Source organism: Candidatus Pantoea floridensis (assembly GCF_900215435.1).
Lineage (GTDB): Bacteria > Pseudomonadota > Gammaproteobacteria > Enterobacterales > Enterobacteriaceae > Pantoea > Pantoea floridensis.
The window spans coordinates 689144-707507 of the sequence record NZ_OCMY01000002.1 but is presented as its reverse complement, the minus strand read 5'-3'; the positions used below and the strand labels follow the sequence as shown (position 1 = coordinate 707507).

At 51.8% G+C, this 18364-nt stretch carries 8 protein-coding genes; 3 read left to right on the top strand and 5 right to left on the bottom strand.

The window, feature by feature from the left end:
• Positions 1 to 25: 25 nt before the first annotated feature.
• From CRO19_RS26580 to CRO19_RS23810, 4 genes are read right to left on the bottom strand one after another with little or no spacing between them, the layout of a single operon-like run.
• Positions 26 to 160 (bottom strand): immunity protein CdiI family protein, encoded by a 135-nt coding sequence (locus CRO19_RS26580; protein WP_505543743.1) that lies wholly within the window; start codon positions 158 to 160, stop codon positions 26 to 28.
• Positions 105 to 323, bottom strand: a complete 219-nt coding sequence (locus CRO19_RS23820; protein WP_320204533.1) for an immunity protein CdiI family protein — start codon at positions 321 to 323, stop codon at positions 105 to 107. The genes CRO19_RS26580 and CRO19_RS23820 overlap by 56 nt, the downstream gene beginning before the upstream one ends.
• Positions 320 to 11203, bottom strand: a complete 10884-nt coding sequence (locus CRO19_RS23815) for a hemagglutinin repeat-containing protein (protein ID WP_097098298.1) — start codon at positions 11201 to 11203, stop codon at positions 320 to 322. The genes CRO19_RS23820 and CRO19_RS23815 overlap by 4 nt, the downstream gene beginning before the upstream one ends.
• 12 nt (positions 11204 to 11215) lie before the next feature.
• On the bottom strand, positions 11216 to 12880 hold the full coding sequence (locus tag CRO19_RS23810) for a ShlB/FhaC/HecB family hemolysin secretion/activation protein (protein ID WP_097098297.1): 1665 nt from the start codon (positions 12878 to 12880) through the stop codon (positions 11216 to 11218).
• A 775-nt stretch (positions 12881 to 13655) separates the two neighbouring features.
• Here CRO19_RS23810 and uraH point away from each other — a divergent pair.
• Positions 13656 to 14069, top strand: coding sequence for a hydroxyisourate hydrolase (uraH, locus tag CRO19_RS23805; protein ID WP_097098296.1), 414 nt, complete (start codon positions 13656 to 13658; stop codon positions 14067 to 14069).
• A gap of 443 nt (positions 14070 to 14512) precedes the next feature.
• Positions 14513 to 15091, top strand: a complete 579-nt coding sequence (locus CRO19_RS23800) for a hypothetical protein (RefSeq protein WP_097098295.1) — start codon at positions 14513 to 14515, stop codon at positions 15089 to 15091.
• A gap of 416 nt (positions 15092 to 15507) precedes the next feature.
• Here CRO19_RS23800 and CRO19_RS23795 read toward each other — a convergent pair whose 3' ends face one another.
• Positions 15508 to 16287: a hypothetical protein gene (locus CRO19_RS23795; protein WP_097098294.1), complete on the bottom strand. Its 780-nt coding sequence runs from the start codon at positions 16285 to 16287 to the stop codon at positions 15508 to 15510.
• Positions 16288 to 17071: 784 nt separating this feature from the next.
• Here CRO19_RS23795 and CRO19_RS23790 point away from each other — a divergent pair.
• Positions 17072 to 18088, top strand: a complete 1017-nt coding sequence (locus CRO19_RS23790; RefSeq protein WP_097098293.1) for a hypothetical protein — start codon at positions 17072 to 17074, stop codon at positions 18086 to 18088.
• Positions 18089 to 18364 lie beyond the last annotated feature (276 nt).

The following is an 18364-nucleotide window of genomic DNA, read 5'->3' as shown; positions in this document are numbered from 1 at the left end:
ATCCCGGCGCGGTGGCCGGGATTTATTAATATTCAGAGTGGTAAATAATATTATATTTATCTCCAAGCTCTTCCTGAAGGTGATGTGCCAGTTTATAACCATCATCAATAAACTGTTTTTTTTTCCTCTTCACTTTTAAAACCAGATGATACCGGATCATTGATATTGAGTATGGCATCGTATTGTTCAGCCCACTCTCTAAGCCTATCTTTTAATTTCGAAGATATTGGTAATTCTTCAGGGGAGATGTCCCCATAATTTTCTGGAGATATATCCCATAATGGATGGCACTGATAATCAGCCATTAATTTTATTTCTTTCATTTTACTGAGCCTCGTAAGTTAGCCCCTACGATATATCCGTTATTTCCCACGGTAACAGCAATATTGTATTTCTTGCCATTTATCATGGTTTCATAGATTGGTCGACCTGTGCCAGTCCCTTGATAACCTACTACTTTACCATCAGTTACGGCCTTCATCACTACATCAGGAATACGTGCTTCTGATACTCCTATTTGTGCAAATTGGCTACCATGTCCTTCCACAATATGTTGTAAACCTGCTTTAGAATTACCTTTCTCAAGGAAGATGATTCTTCCACTATTATCCTTTGCAACACCAACGACATTTTCAGGTGTAAATTTAATGCCTTGATTTGTCATTTCTTTAAATAAAGATTTTGTCGTAAAGCTGTTTTTTGCTATCAGGACAAGATCTTTACCCAAAGTTCCCAGCGATGCCAATGCCGCCTGATTTTCTGGATCAGATACGAAAGCTGCATACTTCATCCATTCAGGACTGTTTACATCGATATTTGCCAGATCCTGACCGTTCCACTGCTGGACGTAGGCTTTGGCTTCCTCGCTGGTCATCACGTCCACGCCGGGAAGATTGCCCAGCCAGCCGGGGCGCTCTGTCATATCGACGCCACCCTGAGCCAGTTCCTTATCAACCACCACCGCTTCCAGCGGGTTATCCTTTAGTTTCTGGTCGGTTTCAGCGCTCTGCTGGTCGCTGACCTGTTTCCATTTATCAATAACCGACTGGCAGTCACCCCCTGATTTCCGGCAGTCCGACAGCTCTTTATCGAACGTCAGCGCCTGATCCGCATGGAGGTGATTATTCTCAACAGCGTTTTTCCCTAACTGAGCAGCATTAACCGCTTCAGCTGTATTACCTCCGACAGTGGCACCGACAAGTCCCGACGCAAGTGTGCTTAATGCACTAACAGTCTGCTTCTCCTTTTCTGTAAGGTTGTCGGCAGTTTTGCCGGGGTATAGCTGCCCCATCACAAATTTTGCCATCAGCTCACCGCTGACGGCACCCGCTGCACCTGCCAGCGCGTCATGCCCGGAGGCATAAGAGGCAATGGCACCGACTACGGCATGCGCCATCGCCTGCGCTTCAGGGTTGCCACTGGTATATTTGTGAATCTGCTCTGCCAGATAGGGGGTGGCTGCGCCACTGATTGCCTGGCCGATGTTATTACCGGCCAGCCCCTGCACTGCAGCCGTTACCGCCAGGATGCCTTGCTGTACAGCACTGCCCGTTCCCAGCTTTGTTGCACTGAACGCGGCATCATAATTGTTCTGCCAGGCCTGCTTAGCGATTTCATCGTCACCCGCAGTTTTACCCGGATTGGCTTTTTCCCAGTCAGACTTTGCTTTAGCCAGATCTGATTCGCTCAGAGAGGACATCTTCTCATTGGCTTCCCGCGTGGCGATAATAGCGCCCTGAGTCCGTGCTATATCCCCTACCTGCACGCCAATCTCGCCTATCATCTGCGCGGTCTGGAGACGCTTTTGCTCTTTCTCTTTGTTAAAGATCGGACTGATGCTGTCGTTAGCATGCTCAGTGTCGCGGCTTAGGCTTGTTAAATTCTGCTGCTGATTAGCCTTGTCGCGAATGACTATCGTACCGTCAGCCACGGCAGATTGTGTAGTGCCATCTGCATGCCCGTTACTGCCGGCTCCGGCAAGGAGAGTATTAGCCATATTACCGGCAAACTGCCCACCCATGCTTGCGCCTGAGCTGATGCCAATACCTTGGTGCTGGGTTTTGTAATCAGCCTCATTATGAATATCAGTAAAGCCAAGCGTGCCGGTATCAAGACGGTTTTTATCGGCATCTGCCTGGCTGGCAATGACCGCACCGTTGAGCTGCGTGTGGTTGCCAACCGTGATGTCAAAGCCACCTTTACCGGCATAAATGCCGCTCTGATCAAGAACACTGTCGTAATTGCTGTGCATCTTGTCCTGGCTGGCATTGATGTAACCTGAGCCCGTCATAGAGCCGAAAGTGAAACTACCTCCCGCACCAAAGCTCACCTGCTTCGAGTCATAGTTGTCGCTATCCTGCAGGCTGGTTATCGTCAGGTCACGTCCAATGTCCGCTTTGACGCTGTTGCCATTAACCTGCGCACCGCTGAGTGTTGTATCGCGGCCGCTGGTAATAGACACATCTCCTCCACTGTCCAGCGTGGTTTCACTCCAGACGGTGCCGTTGCCTTTTTCATGTCCTTTAGCGCCATTGACGCTGGCAAAGATACTGAGGCCAGCACTGCCCGACCCCACGCCAAAGCTGATGCCAATGCCGCCACCGCTGCTGCTGTTCTTCCCGGTGGTCTGTTGTGTGTTAGCAGCCGCAGCCAGTGTGATGTCATTTGCAGCATGCAGAGAGGTATCGCCGCCGGCTTTCAGCTGACTGCCTGCAATCAGCAGGTCTCCGCTGTTGATGCCGTTTCCTTTGGCGGTAGCATCGATACTTAGATTTTTACCGGCGTTGATTGTTGAGCCGCTGACCGTGTCAGATGCCTGGTGTTGCTGTGATTTGGATTTTTGTGTCGTCAGCGACAGACTGATGCCAACGCCGTTGTTAGGATCACCATTCGCCTGAGCGAGCTGACTTGCCTGATTCGCCTGTACGCCGGAAAGTACCGCTTTGGTCGCCTGTAATGCGGCTAATCGACCGTCACTCTCCTGCTTTGCAGACTGCGCTGCGGCAATGGCACTGTTGACGGCTTCCGCCACTGCGCCGGATAGCGCCAGCGTCAGGCCACTGGTACGTTGCTCAAATCGCTCGTCACGCGTCCGCACATCATGACCCGGAGTGATTGCGACGCTATCGCCCTGCAAAGCCATGTTGCCACCGGCAATAAGATCGGCCCCGTTGACCTGAAGCTGCTTACCGGCCGTAATTGAAACATCACCGGCGGTGCTGCCCACCGTGCTAATGCTCTGGCTCTGAGTGGTGCCTTTATCCTTCACGTCATGCAGCGTTTTACTGCTGCCAATGCTGATGCCGATCCCGCCCGTGCCCATCAGCCCGCTTTTACGGGTTTCTGAGAATCGCCAGGTTGAATCCGTGTTGGTTGCGGCAGTGATTTCGACATTATTGCCCGCGTTCAGCGCAACTTTGCCATCACCCACTACCTGTGAACCGGTAACCAGCACATCATTTCCGGCAGAAACCGAGACGTTATTCCCGCTCAGCAGTGTGCCTTTTTCATTGGTTGTGCTGTCTTCCTGAATGGTGTGCGTCGTCTTTTTGCTGAGCAGACCTTTTTTGGTTTTGGTTTCTTCTTTGTAGTAATAATCGCTCTCTGTTGCAGTGCCCAGATCCACGTTATTCCCGGCATGTAACGTAATGTCCTGTTGAGCCGTTACGTCACTCGCCCGGCTGGTAATGTCGTGGCCTGCTATTAGCGTTGTACTTCCACCACTGGCTATTTCAGTTCCCTGCTGGCGCACGGTTTCGTTAATCACCGTTTTCTTGCTGCCGCGCTCGCTGTTACCGGAACCGGATGCTGCGGCGTTCAAATTAATATCGCGGCCCGCTTTTAGTCCGACATCACCTTCCGCCGCCAGCGCTGCTGCCTGGCTGGTAATATCCTGCCCGGCGATCAGCGTCAGGTTGCCGCCGCTGGAAACCGTCGTGCGTTCAGTACCTGAGCTATGGGTTTCCTTGTTGCCGATTTGGCGGCTTTCGCTGGTCTCAATATTGTTGAGACTGAGATCGTGCCAGGCGTTGAGCAGCAGATCGCCGCCCGCATTCAGTGAGGCGCCGGTGATGTTGATATCGTTGCCGGACTTCAGGCTGAGCGCATCCAGTGACGTAATCGCCGCCGTCTGGCCCATTAGCGTCTTGCTCGCCTGCATCGATCCGTTGCCGCCGATCGTCCACTGTGAGCTGACGGTGGTGTTATTGATGTCGCCGTTAACGCTCTCCAGCGCCACTTTTTTGCCGCTGATCGTCGAACTGACGTTATTGATGTTATTCAGCGCGCCCAGCTGCAGGTCGCCTCCCGCTTTGATCAGCCCGGCATTGAGATTGTCGATATTGTTCTGGCTGTCTGCGCTGACACTGTTCTGCGCCACAATGCTGCTGGCGCTGTTGATGATGTTGCCGCCAGAAAGCGTCACGTTGTTCCCGGCAATCACGCTGCCGTTGTTCATCGCCGCATCTTTCTCGGACAGGTACACTTTCGGCACCATCACCGTCTGGCCATTTACCGAGGTGGCTTCCCACCAGATGATGCTCTTATCCAGTGAAGCAACCTGATCCGCGCTAAGCGACACGCCTAACTGCAGGCCTAAAGCCTGCTGTGACGCGGCGGCGTTATCCATCAGGTAACGCATCTGATCCAGATCGGAACCCACGCCATTCAGATAGCGGTTGCCCGTCTGATTCAGCACAACGTTGCTGACGTAACGCGTATCAAACGCCGCATCGCCGAGGAAGCGGTAATCGTTGTCTGGCTTGAGATTCAGCCTGTCCAGCAGATAGGACGATCCGAGGAACGTATTTACATCGGTATACTGCTGACGGGTTTCCTGTGGTGCACTGCCATGCTGTTTACCCAGCAACTGATTGAGGTCACCAAACAGGCTGGCGTCCAGCTGCCCAAGACCGTTTAGTTTTGGGTTTACGGTGATGAGATAAGGACTGCTGCTGTCGCCTGCGACGAAGTAGCCATTGTCACTGGTTGGGAGCGGATAGGCGCTGGTATCCACCGCTGAAGCACCATAGCTGCTCAGAGCCGAGGGTTTTACTGCGCTGCCTGACGCCAGTTCAGCGGCCTTCCCAAGGTTCGCCTTGTCCTGTTGTTTGCCATTGTGATTTGAGAGCCCAACGGTTTCAGGCTGTGCATTTTGCAGCGACATGCCGCCGTTGACCTGCTGCAAGGCATTTTGCAGCTGATCGCGCCATTCCGGTGAATTGATCGCCACCTTATCTGTGGCGGCGAGTTGCTGGCGCTGCTGAGCCGTCACCTGGCTGATTGCGGCGAGGTGATTTAATGCAGGTGCATTGACAGTGGTGCCTGCCCATCCGGCGTTGGGCGTGGTGGAGGTGTTGCTGATATCACCGCTGAAGCTGGCGTTAACGCTGCCGCCGGCCTGAATGACGGCATGAAGGCCGTCCCCGGTATAGGTGGTTTCATATTCTGGTGCAGAAGATAATTGATAAGTCACTGTTGCAGATGAGTCGTTTCCCCTGAAAGGTGAGTACTCTGAAGTCGGAGAAAAGTATTGCATGTTACGGCTATCATTCAGCTTGTTTACGCCAATCCGCCCATCATAGTTGTAAGTCAGGTAAGTACTGGTTACTCCATTTACCCAGGATTGATTATTGAGCGTGGTACCACTGAGTGAAATTGAGTTACCTGCCAGAAGTGAGCTTGCGAGGTTGTTGAGCTGGCCTGCGGTGACATCGAGATTTCGCCCTGCAGAGATACGTCCACTGCCTCCATTAGCCTGAGCCGTCACCGTGGTTGTCTCTGTTAGATAACGTTTGACAGCTGCCTGTGCATTGGGAGCCAGATAGAAGTAATCATCATCTGAACCATTGCCTTTACCAGGGCTGCCGCCCGTTCGAACATGGATGGTGTAATAGCCCAAATCATCTACATTCATCTTGCTCAACTGATACTTTATCGATGCGCCTCCAACCCCCGCAGGCAGTCCTGATATTTGCTGTGTATTCTGCTGGGTGGTAAGGCCCTCTCTTTGATTGAGCAGATTGGCCGTTCGCACTGTGATATCACCATTCTGCGACTCAATATTCCCCGAGGTATTGATCACCTCGCCATTGGCATTGCCCGCCGCGTCGTGCTGCATCCACACACTGTTGCCCGCCAGCATATCGCCGCGCTGGTTTTTAATGCTGTTGGCGTAAAGATAGAGATTCTGCCCGGCATACAGCAGCGCCGTATTCACAATGCTGCCCGGCGAGGAAACGGTGAGGTTACCACGCGTGCCGGTAAAGCCGTTGAGCGTGACGTCACTGCGGCTGATCAGCGCAACATTGCCACCGCCCTGCAGCGTGCCCGCACCGTTCATGCTGATGCGGTTACTACTCAGGCTGCTGTCGCCGGTTCCGGTGGTGAGCTGGCCATTGTTCGTCAGATCGCCGCCTGCGCTCAGCGTCAGCGCCTGGCCCTGCAATGTTCCCTGGTTATCAATCGCGCCATTACTGCTGATAGTCAGGCGATTACCTGCGGCCAGCGTGTTGCGTGCGGTAAAACTATTGATGAGTTTGACCGTCGCATCGCCCAGCGCCACCAGCTGTCCAAGCTGATCAAATCCCGTGCTTTCCAGCAGCAGGTTACCGCCGCTGAACAGCTTACCCGCCGCCTGTTGCGTCACCTGTGTAGCTTTAACATTCAGCTGATTGGCGCCCAGCAGCGTGCCGCTGTTGGTGAGTTGCGCGTAGTTCACCGTCAGGTTTCCGCCCTGCGTGGTGCCCTGGTTCTGCAGGCTGGTGCCGGTGAGTGTCGCCTGCTGATCCGCCATAAACGTGCCGCTGTTGCTGGCGCTGGCCGCATTCAGGATCAGCTGCGAAGCCTGCAGCCAGCCGTTGTTGACCAGCTGTGGCGCGCTGAGCGTGAGATCTGCCGAAGAGAGCACTTTGCCGCTGTTGTTTACCAGGCCGCTGGTGGTAATACGGCTGGTGGCGCCCTGAATCAGGCCGTAGTTATAGAGTTCGGGCGCGGTCAGCGTCAGGCCGTTCTGGCTGAGTAGCGTACCGCTGGCGCTATTAGTGAGGCGTCCGCCGGCGTTCAGCTGCAGGCTGCTGTCGCCCTGCAGGCGCCCGCTGTTGGTGACGCCGCTGCTGCTAAGTAACAGATTCTTACCCTGCATCCGGCCCGCGTTATCCACGGTGGCTGCATGCACATCCAGCGTGCCACCGCTCAGCAGCGCCGCGTTTTGCTGCTGCGTCAGCGCGCCCGACAGCGTGGTGGTCAGCCCTTCAACGCCCGATATCTCGCCGCCGTTGTTAAGCGTTGCACCCTGTAACGTCAGGTTGCGGGCAATCCACTGCCCCTGATTGGTGAGGCTGAGTGCGTTGAGCGCGGCATTGCCGTTCGCCGTGATTTTGCTGCCGGAGGCGGACGTCAGCGCCTCACTGAGGTTAAGCGTCAGATCGCCTGCGCTCTGGATAGCGCCATTGTTGGCAAGGCGGGTGGCGTTCAGCAGGATTTGCTGTCCCTGCCAGCTGCCGTTGTTGGTGATGACATCCCCGGCAATGTTCAGCGTGCCCTGCGTCAGCAGCTGACCGCCAGCATTGTTGATTAATTCCCGTGCTGGCGGCGTCTGTACCGCCAGCATGCGGAAACTGCGGGCCTGCGCCGGACCGATAGTCAGAGATTGCAAGCCAATCAGACTGCCCTGATTGGTTACGCTGGCCGGGGTAATTACGAGCGTTTCGCCCTGCACGCTGCCGCTGTTATTCAGCGCAGCGCCACTCAGCGTCATCGCTTTATCCGCCAGCAGCGAGCCGTTGTTGTTCAGATCTTGCGCGCTGACCTGTGCCGTGCCTTGCGATAGGATTTCACCGCTATTGCGCAGCTCACCCTCAACCTCAGCTGACACATCAGTGGTGCCAAGCAGCGAGCCCTGATTCTGCCAGCGGTCTGCGTTGATTTGCGCCTTGTCACCCTGGATTGTGCCGGATGTGTTGAGGTCGTTAGCGTTCAGCAGCAGGTCACCGCCAGTCAGCGTTTTGCCGCCAGCTGTCTGTATCAACGCGCCGCTTGACTGCGCATCCAGCGAAGATGTTCCCTGCCATAGGCCACTGTTGCTAAGGCTGCTCCCGCGTATCACCAGACGATCGGCCAGCACTTTACCGCTGTTCTGCAGATTACCCACCGTCAGGCTGGCATTGCCGCCCGCGGTCAGACTGCCACGGTTATCCAGCAGCCCGTCAGATTGACCTTTCAGTGAGTCAATACCGTAAACGGTGCCACTGTTGGTCAGCGATCCAAACTGATAGTCGATGCTATTGCCCTGCCACACACCGGCGTTGTTAGCTGTTGCACCTTTAAGTGCAAGAATACCGTTGCTCAGTAGCTGCCCCGCGCCCTGGTTGCTGAACTGTTTGAAATCCGCGCTAAGTCCATTGTCACCCTGGAGCAGACTTTGGTTCTTCAGCACTTCACCTGTCGCATTTAACTGCTGTGCCGCAATCGAACCGCCGTTGTTCAGCTCGCTGGCATGAATATCCGCCTGACGCTGAGCAAGCAAAACACCCTGCCCGTTGTTATTCAGCGTGCCGCTCAGGTCTGCATTCAGATTGGTTGCGGTGATGCGTCCGCTGTTGGTCAGGTTGTGACCGTTAATGCTGAAGTCACCAGCCACCTGTAGCAGGCCCGTATTCGTCAGCTGTACCGGGGAAAGCGTCAACGAACCGCCGCTGATAAGCTGACCGCTGGCGGCGTTGGTGATACTCGCGCTATTTAACAAGAGTGAGCTGTTACCCTGCAGCAGTCCGGCGTTGGTCAGCTGAGGTGCGGTGATGCTGAGTCGGTCGGCTGCCAGCGTACCGCTATTAATGATGTCGTTGCTGATGAGGGCAAAATCATTCTGGCTCAGCAGTGTGCCACGGTTTTCCAGTGCGCCGTTCAGCGTGCCCATTAATTGCGTGGTCGCCTGAGCGAGGCCGGCGTTCTGCCAGCTTTGCAACTTCATATCAAGCGTGTCGGCCTGAATGCTGCCCTGATTATCCAGGCTGTCAGCTTGAGCCGCCAGCGTGCCGGCACTCAGTAACTGGCCGCTGATCTTATTACTGAGCTTATCGCCCGCAATGGTCAGTGCATCACTGCCCTGAATCAGCCCGCTGTTAACTAAATCACTCTGCAGCGTAAGCGCCTGTGCCATCAGCCAGCCGCTGTTATCGATGGAGTGAGCTTTTACATTCAATCCCTGCTGACCAAGAATTTTTCCGCTGTTATCCAGCGTGCCGGTTGTCAAATCTGCATCGCCAGCGCTCAGCAGGTTGCCGCTGTTTTGCCAGTCAACAGCGGTGAGCGCCAGCTGTTCTCCCTGCAGTAATCCGCGGTTATCAAGCTTGTCTGCGCTGACTCTCATCTGGCCGCCACTCAGCAGCGTGCCGCTGTTAGTCAGCTGTTTGCCCTGGGTTTGCAGAGAATGATTGCCCTGCAGCGCACCCGCGTTGTCCACTGATACCGTATCGATATCCAGTCGATCTGCGGTTATCTGACCGCCGTTAATGAGCGTATTGTTCTGAAGTAGTAGCCGTTGATCGGCAATCAGCAGCGCGCCCTGCTGATTAGTGAAAGCCAGATTGCGCGCAGCGATGTCCGCCGCATTAATTTCACCGAGGTTGATGAGGTTACCACCACCCAGCGACAGCGTGGCACCGCTGGTGATCAGCCCGCTGTTATTCAGCTCCGGCAAATTCAACGCAAAGCTGTTATCAGAGCTCAGCGTGCCGCCTGCAAGGTTGGTCAGACGATTGCCTGTAATGCCGAGGGAGTTTGAGCCTTGAATCAGACCGCTATTATCGATCTGTGTGCTATCAAGTCTCAGCACCGGTGCGGAGAATATGCCTTGGTTGAAAAGGCCTTTGCTGCTGAGTGACACAGATTCTGAACCGGAAATCGCGGCGCCTTTGCGGTTTTGCAGGCTGCCTGCCGTAATCGCGGTCGTTGCGCTGGCCAGCATGCCTGTGTTGTTCAACTGCTGTGTGTTTGCAGTGAGATTTTTGCTGGCCGTAAGTTGGCCGCTGTTGTCGATACGGGTTTGCGCCTGCAGCTGAATATCACCACCCGCTTTGCCGCCTGAGGCTGAATCCACCGAAATGACTGCACTGCTAAGACGAATATCACGCCCCGCCGTCAGATTGCTGCCCGAGGCTTCAAGCGTACCTTTAGCGGTTAAACCTATCCCGACATCACTGACCAGCGCACCCGTTTGTAGTGCAATATCCTGCTGCGCATTTACCGCGATCTGCCCGGTCGCTTTGTTATTGCCGCTGAGCGTTACCGAATCCGCATTGGCTGTCAGCGCCCCACTACTCAAGCTGTTGTTCAGCGTCAGCTTGCCGCTGGCATCGAGCTGAATATCACCCTGTTTCGCCACCAAATTACCGAGGTTAACCCCAACCCCTTTCTCACTCGACACCAAATGAATACGGTTGGCGTACATGCCGCCGAGCGCACCGGTATCCACTGCCACTGATGGCGCGGCACCTTCGCCAGCAATCGGCGTCACGGAACCCTCCGCACCCACGCGGTTAGCCCCCGCTGTCACCGACAGATCTTTCGCATAGATCCCGGCGTTGATCTCCGTCGCGCGTGCGACGATCGCCACCGCATCGGCGTTGCTGCCGTCCAGTCCCTGACCCTCGACGATCACCGAGCCTTTTGTCACCTCCAGCGCGGCCAGATTACCGTTGGCATCCAGCTGCGGCTTGCCGGTGGTGAGCGTAACGTTGGGTGTGTTGATAAAGCCACAGCCGTTACAGGTGATGCCATAAGGGTTGGCAACCATTACGTTAGCGGCTTTGCCCGCTACTTCGGTGTAGCCCTGGAGCTGCGAACGATTAGCGCCAACCACTTCGTTGATGATCGCCTGCGCTTCTCGACCCGCTTTCAAATTCGGGTTGTTCTGAATCAGGCCGCCGAGCTGCGTCTGATTAAGCTGGCCGGTGGCGTTATTAAGGATTAAGCCCTCTTTGCCAACGTTGTACTGCTGATACTGGTTGTGGGATATGCCTGCGCCGTTAGGCGTAGCGATATTCACCACCGGCACGCCGTTACCGGCGGCATCCAGCTGGGTGCCAGGCGTGACCGGCGTGATTTGTGCCGCCATCGCAGGCAGCATCGGCTGTACCGCCACCAGATAACAGATGACGTAGCTCAGCGCGCGACGGGCGAGGGAAACGGGTTGACGATCGTCCATAATCTTTGCCTCTTAGAAAACCAGCCCGACGCGGGCGTAAATGCTGATGTGATCCGGCTGCAGATGGCCGGGATAGCTGAGGGGAACGCCCACGGTGTACTGGGTGTAGAAATAGCGCCCGCGCGTGCTGAGGCCCACCGCGCTGCCCCACAGCGTGCCGGTGGATTCACGGTTCTGCGCGTCGCTTTTTAACCAGCCGCCGTCAATGGCGGCCAGCGCACTGACGTCGCCTATAACGGGCAGCGTGAACAGGCTGTAGCTCAGCTCGTTGCGCAGGTAACCGCCAGCGTCGCCGGAGAGATACTGTTCTTTAAAGCCGCGCACCGAACTTTCGCCGCCAAGCGTCAGACGCTCGCTGCCGTACAGCCGATCGGGCGACCACTGCCCGTAAATGCTGCTCAGCAGCCACAGATTGTTAGCCAGCGGGCGCTGGAAGCTGCCGCTGATGCTCCACTTGCGGAATTGTGCTTTGGGCAGGTCGCCAGTTTTGCCCGCGTCATCCTCGGCATCAAACCACGGCATACCGCGGCTGAAAGCCGGGTTGAGCGTGGCAACGCCGCCAAGAATTTTCTGGGTGTGATTGATTCCCAGCTGCGTGCTGGTGATCTTGCGGCTGCTGCTCTGCAACAAAGTATTGTTAAGGTAGTTGTGGCTGGAGTAATGATTTAAGCCGAGCTGGACGCCGGTTTTAATATCGCCATTGCGGAACAGTACCCACGAACCGTTAATCCGGTGCGCGACGTTGTCGCCGTTGCTCAGCCACGTGAAGCCGTTGTTGACGAAGCTGCTGTGATAGTTGCTCCAGCTGTAGCTATAGTCGAACAGGCCGTAGCCGTACGGTACGCTGACGCCCGCCTGCAGGTTCTGCGCATCACGCCAGTCGCTGAAGGCGCTGCTGCGCCCGCCGCTGATGAACCAGCGGTCGGCCAGTCCCAGCAGGTTATTGCCGGTCAGCGCGCCGTTAAGCTGCCCAACGCCCGTGCTCTTCTGGCCGCTGTTATCGAATCCGAACGACGCGCTCAACGGGAACTCTGGTTCAGCAGTCAGGTTCACCACCGAATAGCCAGTTTTCGGCGACGGCTGGATTTCAATCTGCACCGGTTTGCTGCGCACGCGGTTAATCTGCTCCATGCCCTGTTCAATATCGCGCAGGTTGAGGATTCTGCCTTCGAGCCTCGGAAAGGCCATCTGCAGAGCGCGCGGATGCTGTCCGTCTAAACGAATGGCGTCTAATTTCCCCTCCAGCACCGGAATAATTAACTGGCCCTGCGATAAATCCTGCTCGGTTAAAAATGCCCGGCTGGTAATATAGCCCCGCTGCATATACCAGTCAGAAACGGCATGTACCAGCGAATTAATTTCCGTTAAATTCAAGCAGCGATTAATATAAGGCGCAATAAGATGGTGCTGCTGGCCTGAAGAGATAAGCGTGGCGTGCTGAATAATAATTTTCTGCACGGGAAAGCACGGTCCTGACGGGTTGGAACCCGCTGATGGCGTACTCTGCGCCGTGGCGGTGTTCCACAATGCATCCCGCTGCTGCTGGTCCTGCTGCAGACGCTGTTGCTGCTGATTCTGAATGTAATCACGATCACCCGGATTTAACGGTGCCGCAACTGCTGATGCAGTCAATAAGCTGACGCATAGCGCCAGGAACTTCCCTGTATTTGCCATCATAAAAGACTTAAGTAAAATTAATTGTAAATATTTTGTAAGTTTGCTCGTGCAGAATATCACCTAAACAATGAGAAAGTTCCTGAAGGCGATATAAAACGAAAATAATTTTTTAATATTAATTAGATCGGCTTTTTACTTTGGATTAACTCAAATAAAAAGAGAGTTGTTTCCGAACGGTGAGAAAAGCTGCAATTTACCCAGATATATTCACCCCCCTTTCCGTTAGGACCAGAACTGGAACTAATCGCACATCGTCTCTGAATGATTAGGTAAACCGTAGCGATAGCCTATTTTGGCGATCAAAAATTCATTCTGGTGCCAGTCGGAACCTGCATGAGACGGTGTAAAATTCGCAGGAGGACAGATTATTTGAGCTTCGAACATTAAAAGATGGCCTAACAAAAGAACAGCTTTTGAACATCATTTTATTGTCAGGAAGTCATCAGAATGAAATTTTTGCCAGTTTACCAATTGTGTTCTTCTTAAATAAGATTGATGAGATCCCTGTTGACATTAAAAAATAGGAAATCAGCGTGATATTATCAACAGGGATAGAAAAAGGTGCTTGCTCATTTTTTCCGTCATTGATATCTCTTATCGGGAAGATAGCCCGCAACAAATAAGAATGTATAAATTCTAAACATGCTCAACATTGTCAGATTGAGTCCGCACCGGCCGTTCCTTCCAGGAAATTTCAGAGATTCCATTCCGATTCGATCATTCATATTCGTTTGGTTATATCCTTCCGCCACCAATTGACCTAAAGGAAGATGATATGAAGTTTCAGCATTATTTACTGGGAAGCGTGATGAGTATGTTCAGCGTCTCTGGATTTGCCACAGAAATGATAAATCCGATAAGTGTGCATGTACTGAATTTACAGACTGGCGTCCCGACCGCAGGCATTAAGGTCGAATTGGATAGAAAAAAAGGAAATGAGTGGTTAAAACTGGCCGAAGGAACCACCAACGCACAAGGGCGCATTTCAGCGCTTTATCCTACTGGTCAGGCAACTCAAATGGGGATTTATCGTGTCATTTTCAAAACCGGCGACTATTACAAAAAAAGCGGTGAGCCAACATTCTTCCCGGAAATTCCAGTGATATTCACCTTGGATAAAGCCGATCAGCACTATCATATTCCACTACTGCTTAGCCAGTTTGGCTACTCAACTTATCGCGGTAATTAAGCACAACTTCCCCCTTTTTTTGACGGAGTAATACTGCTGGCGACAATATTACTCCGCACAGACATGGTCGTGCCATAGTGCCAGCCAACGGCTGGTTAGAATGGAAGAAAGAAGACGGAAAAAATCGCATATGATGCAGCGCTTCCGGAGCAGGATGTTACATGGCATCCTGTAAGTAAGAAGGTTGGGAACATACATAACCATGGCAAAGTGCTGGTTGAGCCCGATAAGTAGGCGCTTCCCTGATAGAGTTTGCCGGTGCTCTGGCCGGCATCAGGATTGGGTCATTCTGCGCAAAGCAGGTAGTGAAATTATCTTGCTCCTAAACGGCAAGGTCTGCTGGACGAAGATCGCCGCCAGCACGTCGCGGTGGGCGGGGACTTATTGACGATATTCAGGCAAATGTTGTTGTAAATGAATTTTTAAGATCACAAGGAAGTCATATGCTAAATCCTGGGTTTATTAGTCGCAAAGCGCTTGCTGAATGGCATGATGTCCCCGCTTTGCTACCTCAGTTCCAATTTCATGAAAAACACTGCGCCGTTATTCAGACGAATTCACCTGATAAAATCCTGCGCCTGGTTACTGAATTCGACATTCAGCAAGATGCCGTTATCCGGCTAATGATGTTTGTGCGGCAACTCCCGCAAAATGTTGGGTTCAGAAAGAAAGGTCAGGTGGTAAATCGCTTCGGACTACACAGCTTTACTCTTCTGGAAAAGTCAGCATCAGAGCTTTGTTACGGCTTACGCGGACAATTCTGGCGTGCAGATTTTGGTCTGGAAAACGTGCCTGATGCCAACGCTTACCTGGCGGCGGTCTCGCCGGGAAGCGCAAAGCTTCTATTGCGCTATCGGGTAGCGGAATTAAAGGAAGCTCAATATGAGCTATGTACTGAAACGTTTATCTACTGCCCGGATAAAATTACTCAGATGAAAATGGCCGCTTACTGGCTGGCGATACGTGCAGGAAGTGGCTGGATTCGAAAAAGAACGCTCAAAGCTGTTCAGTCAAAAATTTAAGTCCAGATTACGCAACGGAAAAAAGCTTATGAAAAATGAATGATGCCTGGCACTGAGTAATCAATTGAGATTCAAATGGGCAGTTTTGAGCAATTTGAGGATGTCAAAAACATGATGACAAGGTAGTACTACCACATTAAATATCCCCCCATGTACTCCTTCTTTTTCTGGCGCAAAAGGGCCAGGCCCAAGGAACATGGCGTCTGCTATGAGCAAGAAGCGGACATTCGTAATTGAGTCGCCATGGATCTTGCTAACCAAACCGTGTATATCTACTGGGAACAGGTGATATTTAACAAATTGTGCATTTTAGTACTCATGCTTTGGTTTAATGAACATATTATAAAAAATCGCCGTCAGAGTGTTAGGTATGCAGAACAGGATCAGTATTGATGATTAGCGAACCGGTAGAGGGACTAGGTACAATCATCTTTTTTCTGAGCAGACATTTTTAATGGCGGGCCTAGCCACCTAGCGATTAACCAGTCATGATGCAGATGCCCATCTTTTGAAAAAAGATCCTTTCCCTGTGATAGTTTGAAGTTGAAGGTATGTTTATCACTGCTTTCGCCAGTAAAAAGGTTGGCAACAACTTCAGTGTGGGCGCCATAATAGTTTTCAAAAATCTTATTAAGGTAGTCAACATAAAATGTTTCATGTATTCCAATAGGATCGTCTAAGAATACATGTATCTGACTTGCAGGAAGGAGATCCATCAGGTTGTGCAAATTTTCAAGCCGGATTGCACCGCCTATCTCAATTTCTACGGTATCGCCAGGTCTAATAGTCAGTGGAGTATTCACGTTAGCATCTGCACCGAATACACATTTCCCTTGTGAACCAGCTTTACCTTTCCCTGAATACATACCGCCCACTATGTCTGCATCGGCGCTAATTAACATAAGCGGCTCCTTGCCATAGTTCCTGACAGTTAGAATAAGAAAAGCATCATCAACGGAATGTCTCACTAAAGGCGATATTCTGAAAGGTTGAAGGCGAGCGTTGATAACTTTTAGCGGTTCAGGACGGAATACATTAGATATCATGCTCCAGCTATCATGGATAGCGTTAATGCCAGTTGCAATCGCAACTGTAACTACCGCGCTAGGAACAACATATTTAATCCACTTTGTTTTGAAAAAATAAAGTAGATTGTTAGAAAAATTATTACGCAAAAATTTTTCCTTAACCTGCATTTATAAATACCATCTCTACATGGTCTCATACACGCTAAAAAAATAAAATATTAATCGCCCCTGATTCTTGGAGGACTAAAATCATGAGCGAAAACCTTAAGTCAGACCTGAAGACAGCTCCTATTGTTTGCAACGTCCGCTTCTGGCACAGAGCGGACATTCAGTAACGCTAGTTCAGGGCAAAAGCAATCGCCGCGCCACGTTGGACGTTCAGGTTATTCTGGCCAGCGAGGCTGGCTGCATCAGCTCTACTCAAGTAGAATCGAAGCCAGTTTAAAGCCTTGGTAAAAAAATGATTGAACTAAAGTGCAGTGAGTGCGGGCAGATGAACGGCGTCAATTTTGATGAACTTCATCGGGTCAATAACGGCGCATCCGGAGAGGACACAACAGCCTTCACTTACGATGACGAGATTAAATGTTGCCGATGTGGTGCTGTTAACTCTGTAGAGTACGGTAAAGTGAAGGGGGTTACTGTAACGCAGAATTTTAATCAGCTGGCTAATCCAAAAATAGGCCGCGTCAGCGGCCTTCTTTCTGCCCCGCGTTTAATTTCAGCCGCACCCGGACAGACAGTTTATTCTGTCCAACGCGGGTAGCTTCGCTACAGATACGCAGTAGGTAATGTTCGGCATCTAAACGGCAGCTATCAGCGAGGAACGGACAGTTACACTCATCACCAAAGCCATTAGCCTCATCACGAGTATCAAGCTGTATTAATTAATGGGGAGCAGGTTAATGCGGGGTTTTCGACTTATGGATTTGATACAGGTGTCAAAATTAAAATGAGCAGTGTAAAGATAGACAAGTACATTAGGTATAGTTTTGCGCTTGTGGCGATAGTTGCCATACTCATAACTACTTTCACAACTCCCAATCCAACATCTTACCAATATACAGTTTACCGAATAGTTCTGGCTCTAGCTGCTGGATGTATTGGTGCAGTTCTGCCCGGTCTCCTGGAAGTAAAATTTAAAGGGTGGTTAAGAGCATCTGGCGCAGCGGCGATCTTCGCTATAGTGTATTTCAAAAGCCCAGCTTTGCTTCAACAAAATCCTGAATCTGCAAGTAAACCTGTACCGCCTACGATGATTGATACATATGCCGTTAATAGTTCCAATCGCGATAGATACCTCGAATTATTTCGAACAGGACAGTTTGGTCAGCGGGATAAGCTGCGCATCGGTTGTGTTGAGTGGAGCGAATCATCGTGCGTGGCTGCTGGTAATTTTTTGCGATTGTTAAGCGAAGCTGGCTGGGAAATCGATTCGGACACTGTAGTCACAATGCAACCATCCTTGCCAGTTGAGGGCGTATCGATTGTAAGCCGTGGCGATGATCTGGTCGGTTTGCCGAAAGTACCACCCCACATGGGCCGTTGGAGTCGATCAGACATTAGCTATGAAATTTTGACGGCGGCATTTAAATTGATGGGAGTCCCGGTTTATTTTTCTAGTGACCCAACATTACAACCAGGTACTACCGGAGTGTACTTTGGACCGAAACCGAAACTGGATGTGTCAAGCAAGCAAAAAGATGAAAATGTACGACGTGAGCTTCTCCGCTACGTCGGTTTGGGAATGGCTATTCAGCGAGCCTGCTCTCAGCTGTCCGTCGAACTTTGCACGGGTGAACTCTTTACCTGGGAAACGTCTGTATCTTCGTTTCTAAGTCAACAGCGATTCAACTCCGATGCCGTAAACAGATGGCTTGCCTTGCCGCAGGCTAATGCGGCTTCGGTAACTGTAGACATGAAAATAAAGCTAGATATGTTGATGCCATTTGTACTGGGCATCGAATAACTATACCTCATGTGAGGATGAATGTTCGTCTAGTGGGCCGCCTAGCAGTTAGCGCTATCTGTTTGTGTAAGCCTGCGGAATCCAACTAGTGTTCTACGATGCGTTGTTTGGCGAAGAATCAGTGTTGAAGCATTGGTATTAGACAACTAAAGCCACAATTTGCTCGTGCGTCGAAAATGCAGACGCCTATTGTATAGCACGAAGGCGATATTCAAAGGCTCACACTTGCCAAGCCACTAAGGTCTGTTCTTGGCACAAAGCGGACAGATACGGGAG

What these genes read in the sequence shown, in the direction of transcription:
- CRO19_RS23800 (WP_097098295.1), top strand. Translation starts at nt 14,513, where the DNA reads ATGCTAAATCCTGGGTTTATTAGTCGCAAAGCGCTTGCTGAATGGCAT.
- CRO19_RS23810 (WP_097098297.1), bottom strand. Translation starts at nt 12,880, where the DNA reads ATGATGGCAAATACAGGGAAGTTCCTGGCGCTATGCGTCAGCTTATTG.
- CRO19_RS23795 (WP_097098294.1), bottom strand. Translation starts at nt 16,287, where the DNA reads ATGCAGGTTAAGGAAAAATTTTTGCGTAATAATTTTTCTAACAATCTA.
- CRO19_RS26580 (WP_505543743.1), bottom strand. Translation starts at nt 160, where the DNA reads ATGATCCGGTATCATCTGGTTTTAAAAGTGAAGAGGAAAAAAAAACAG.
- CRO19_RS23790 (WP_097098293.1), top strand. Translation starts at nt 17,072, where the DNA reads ATGAGCAGTGTAAAGATAGACAAGTACATTAGGTATAGTTTTGCGCTT.
- CRO19_RS23815 (WP_097098298.1), bottom strand. Translation starts at nt 11,203, where the DNA reads ATGGACGATCGTCAACCCGTTTCCCTCGCCCGTCGCGCGCTGAGCTAC.
- CRO19_RS23820 (WP_320204533.1), bottom strand. Translation starts at nt 323, where the DNA reads ATGAAAGAAATAAAATTAATGGCTGATTATCAGTGCCATCCATTATGG.
- uraH (WP_097098296.1), top strand. Translation starts at nt 13,656, where the DNA reads ATGAAGTTTCAGCATTATTTACTGGGAAGCGTGATGAGTATGTTCAGC.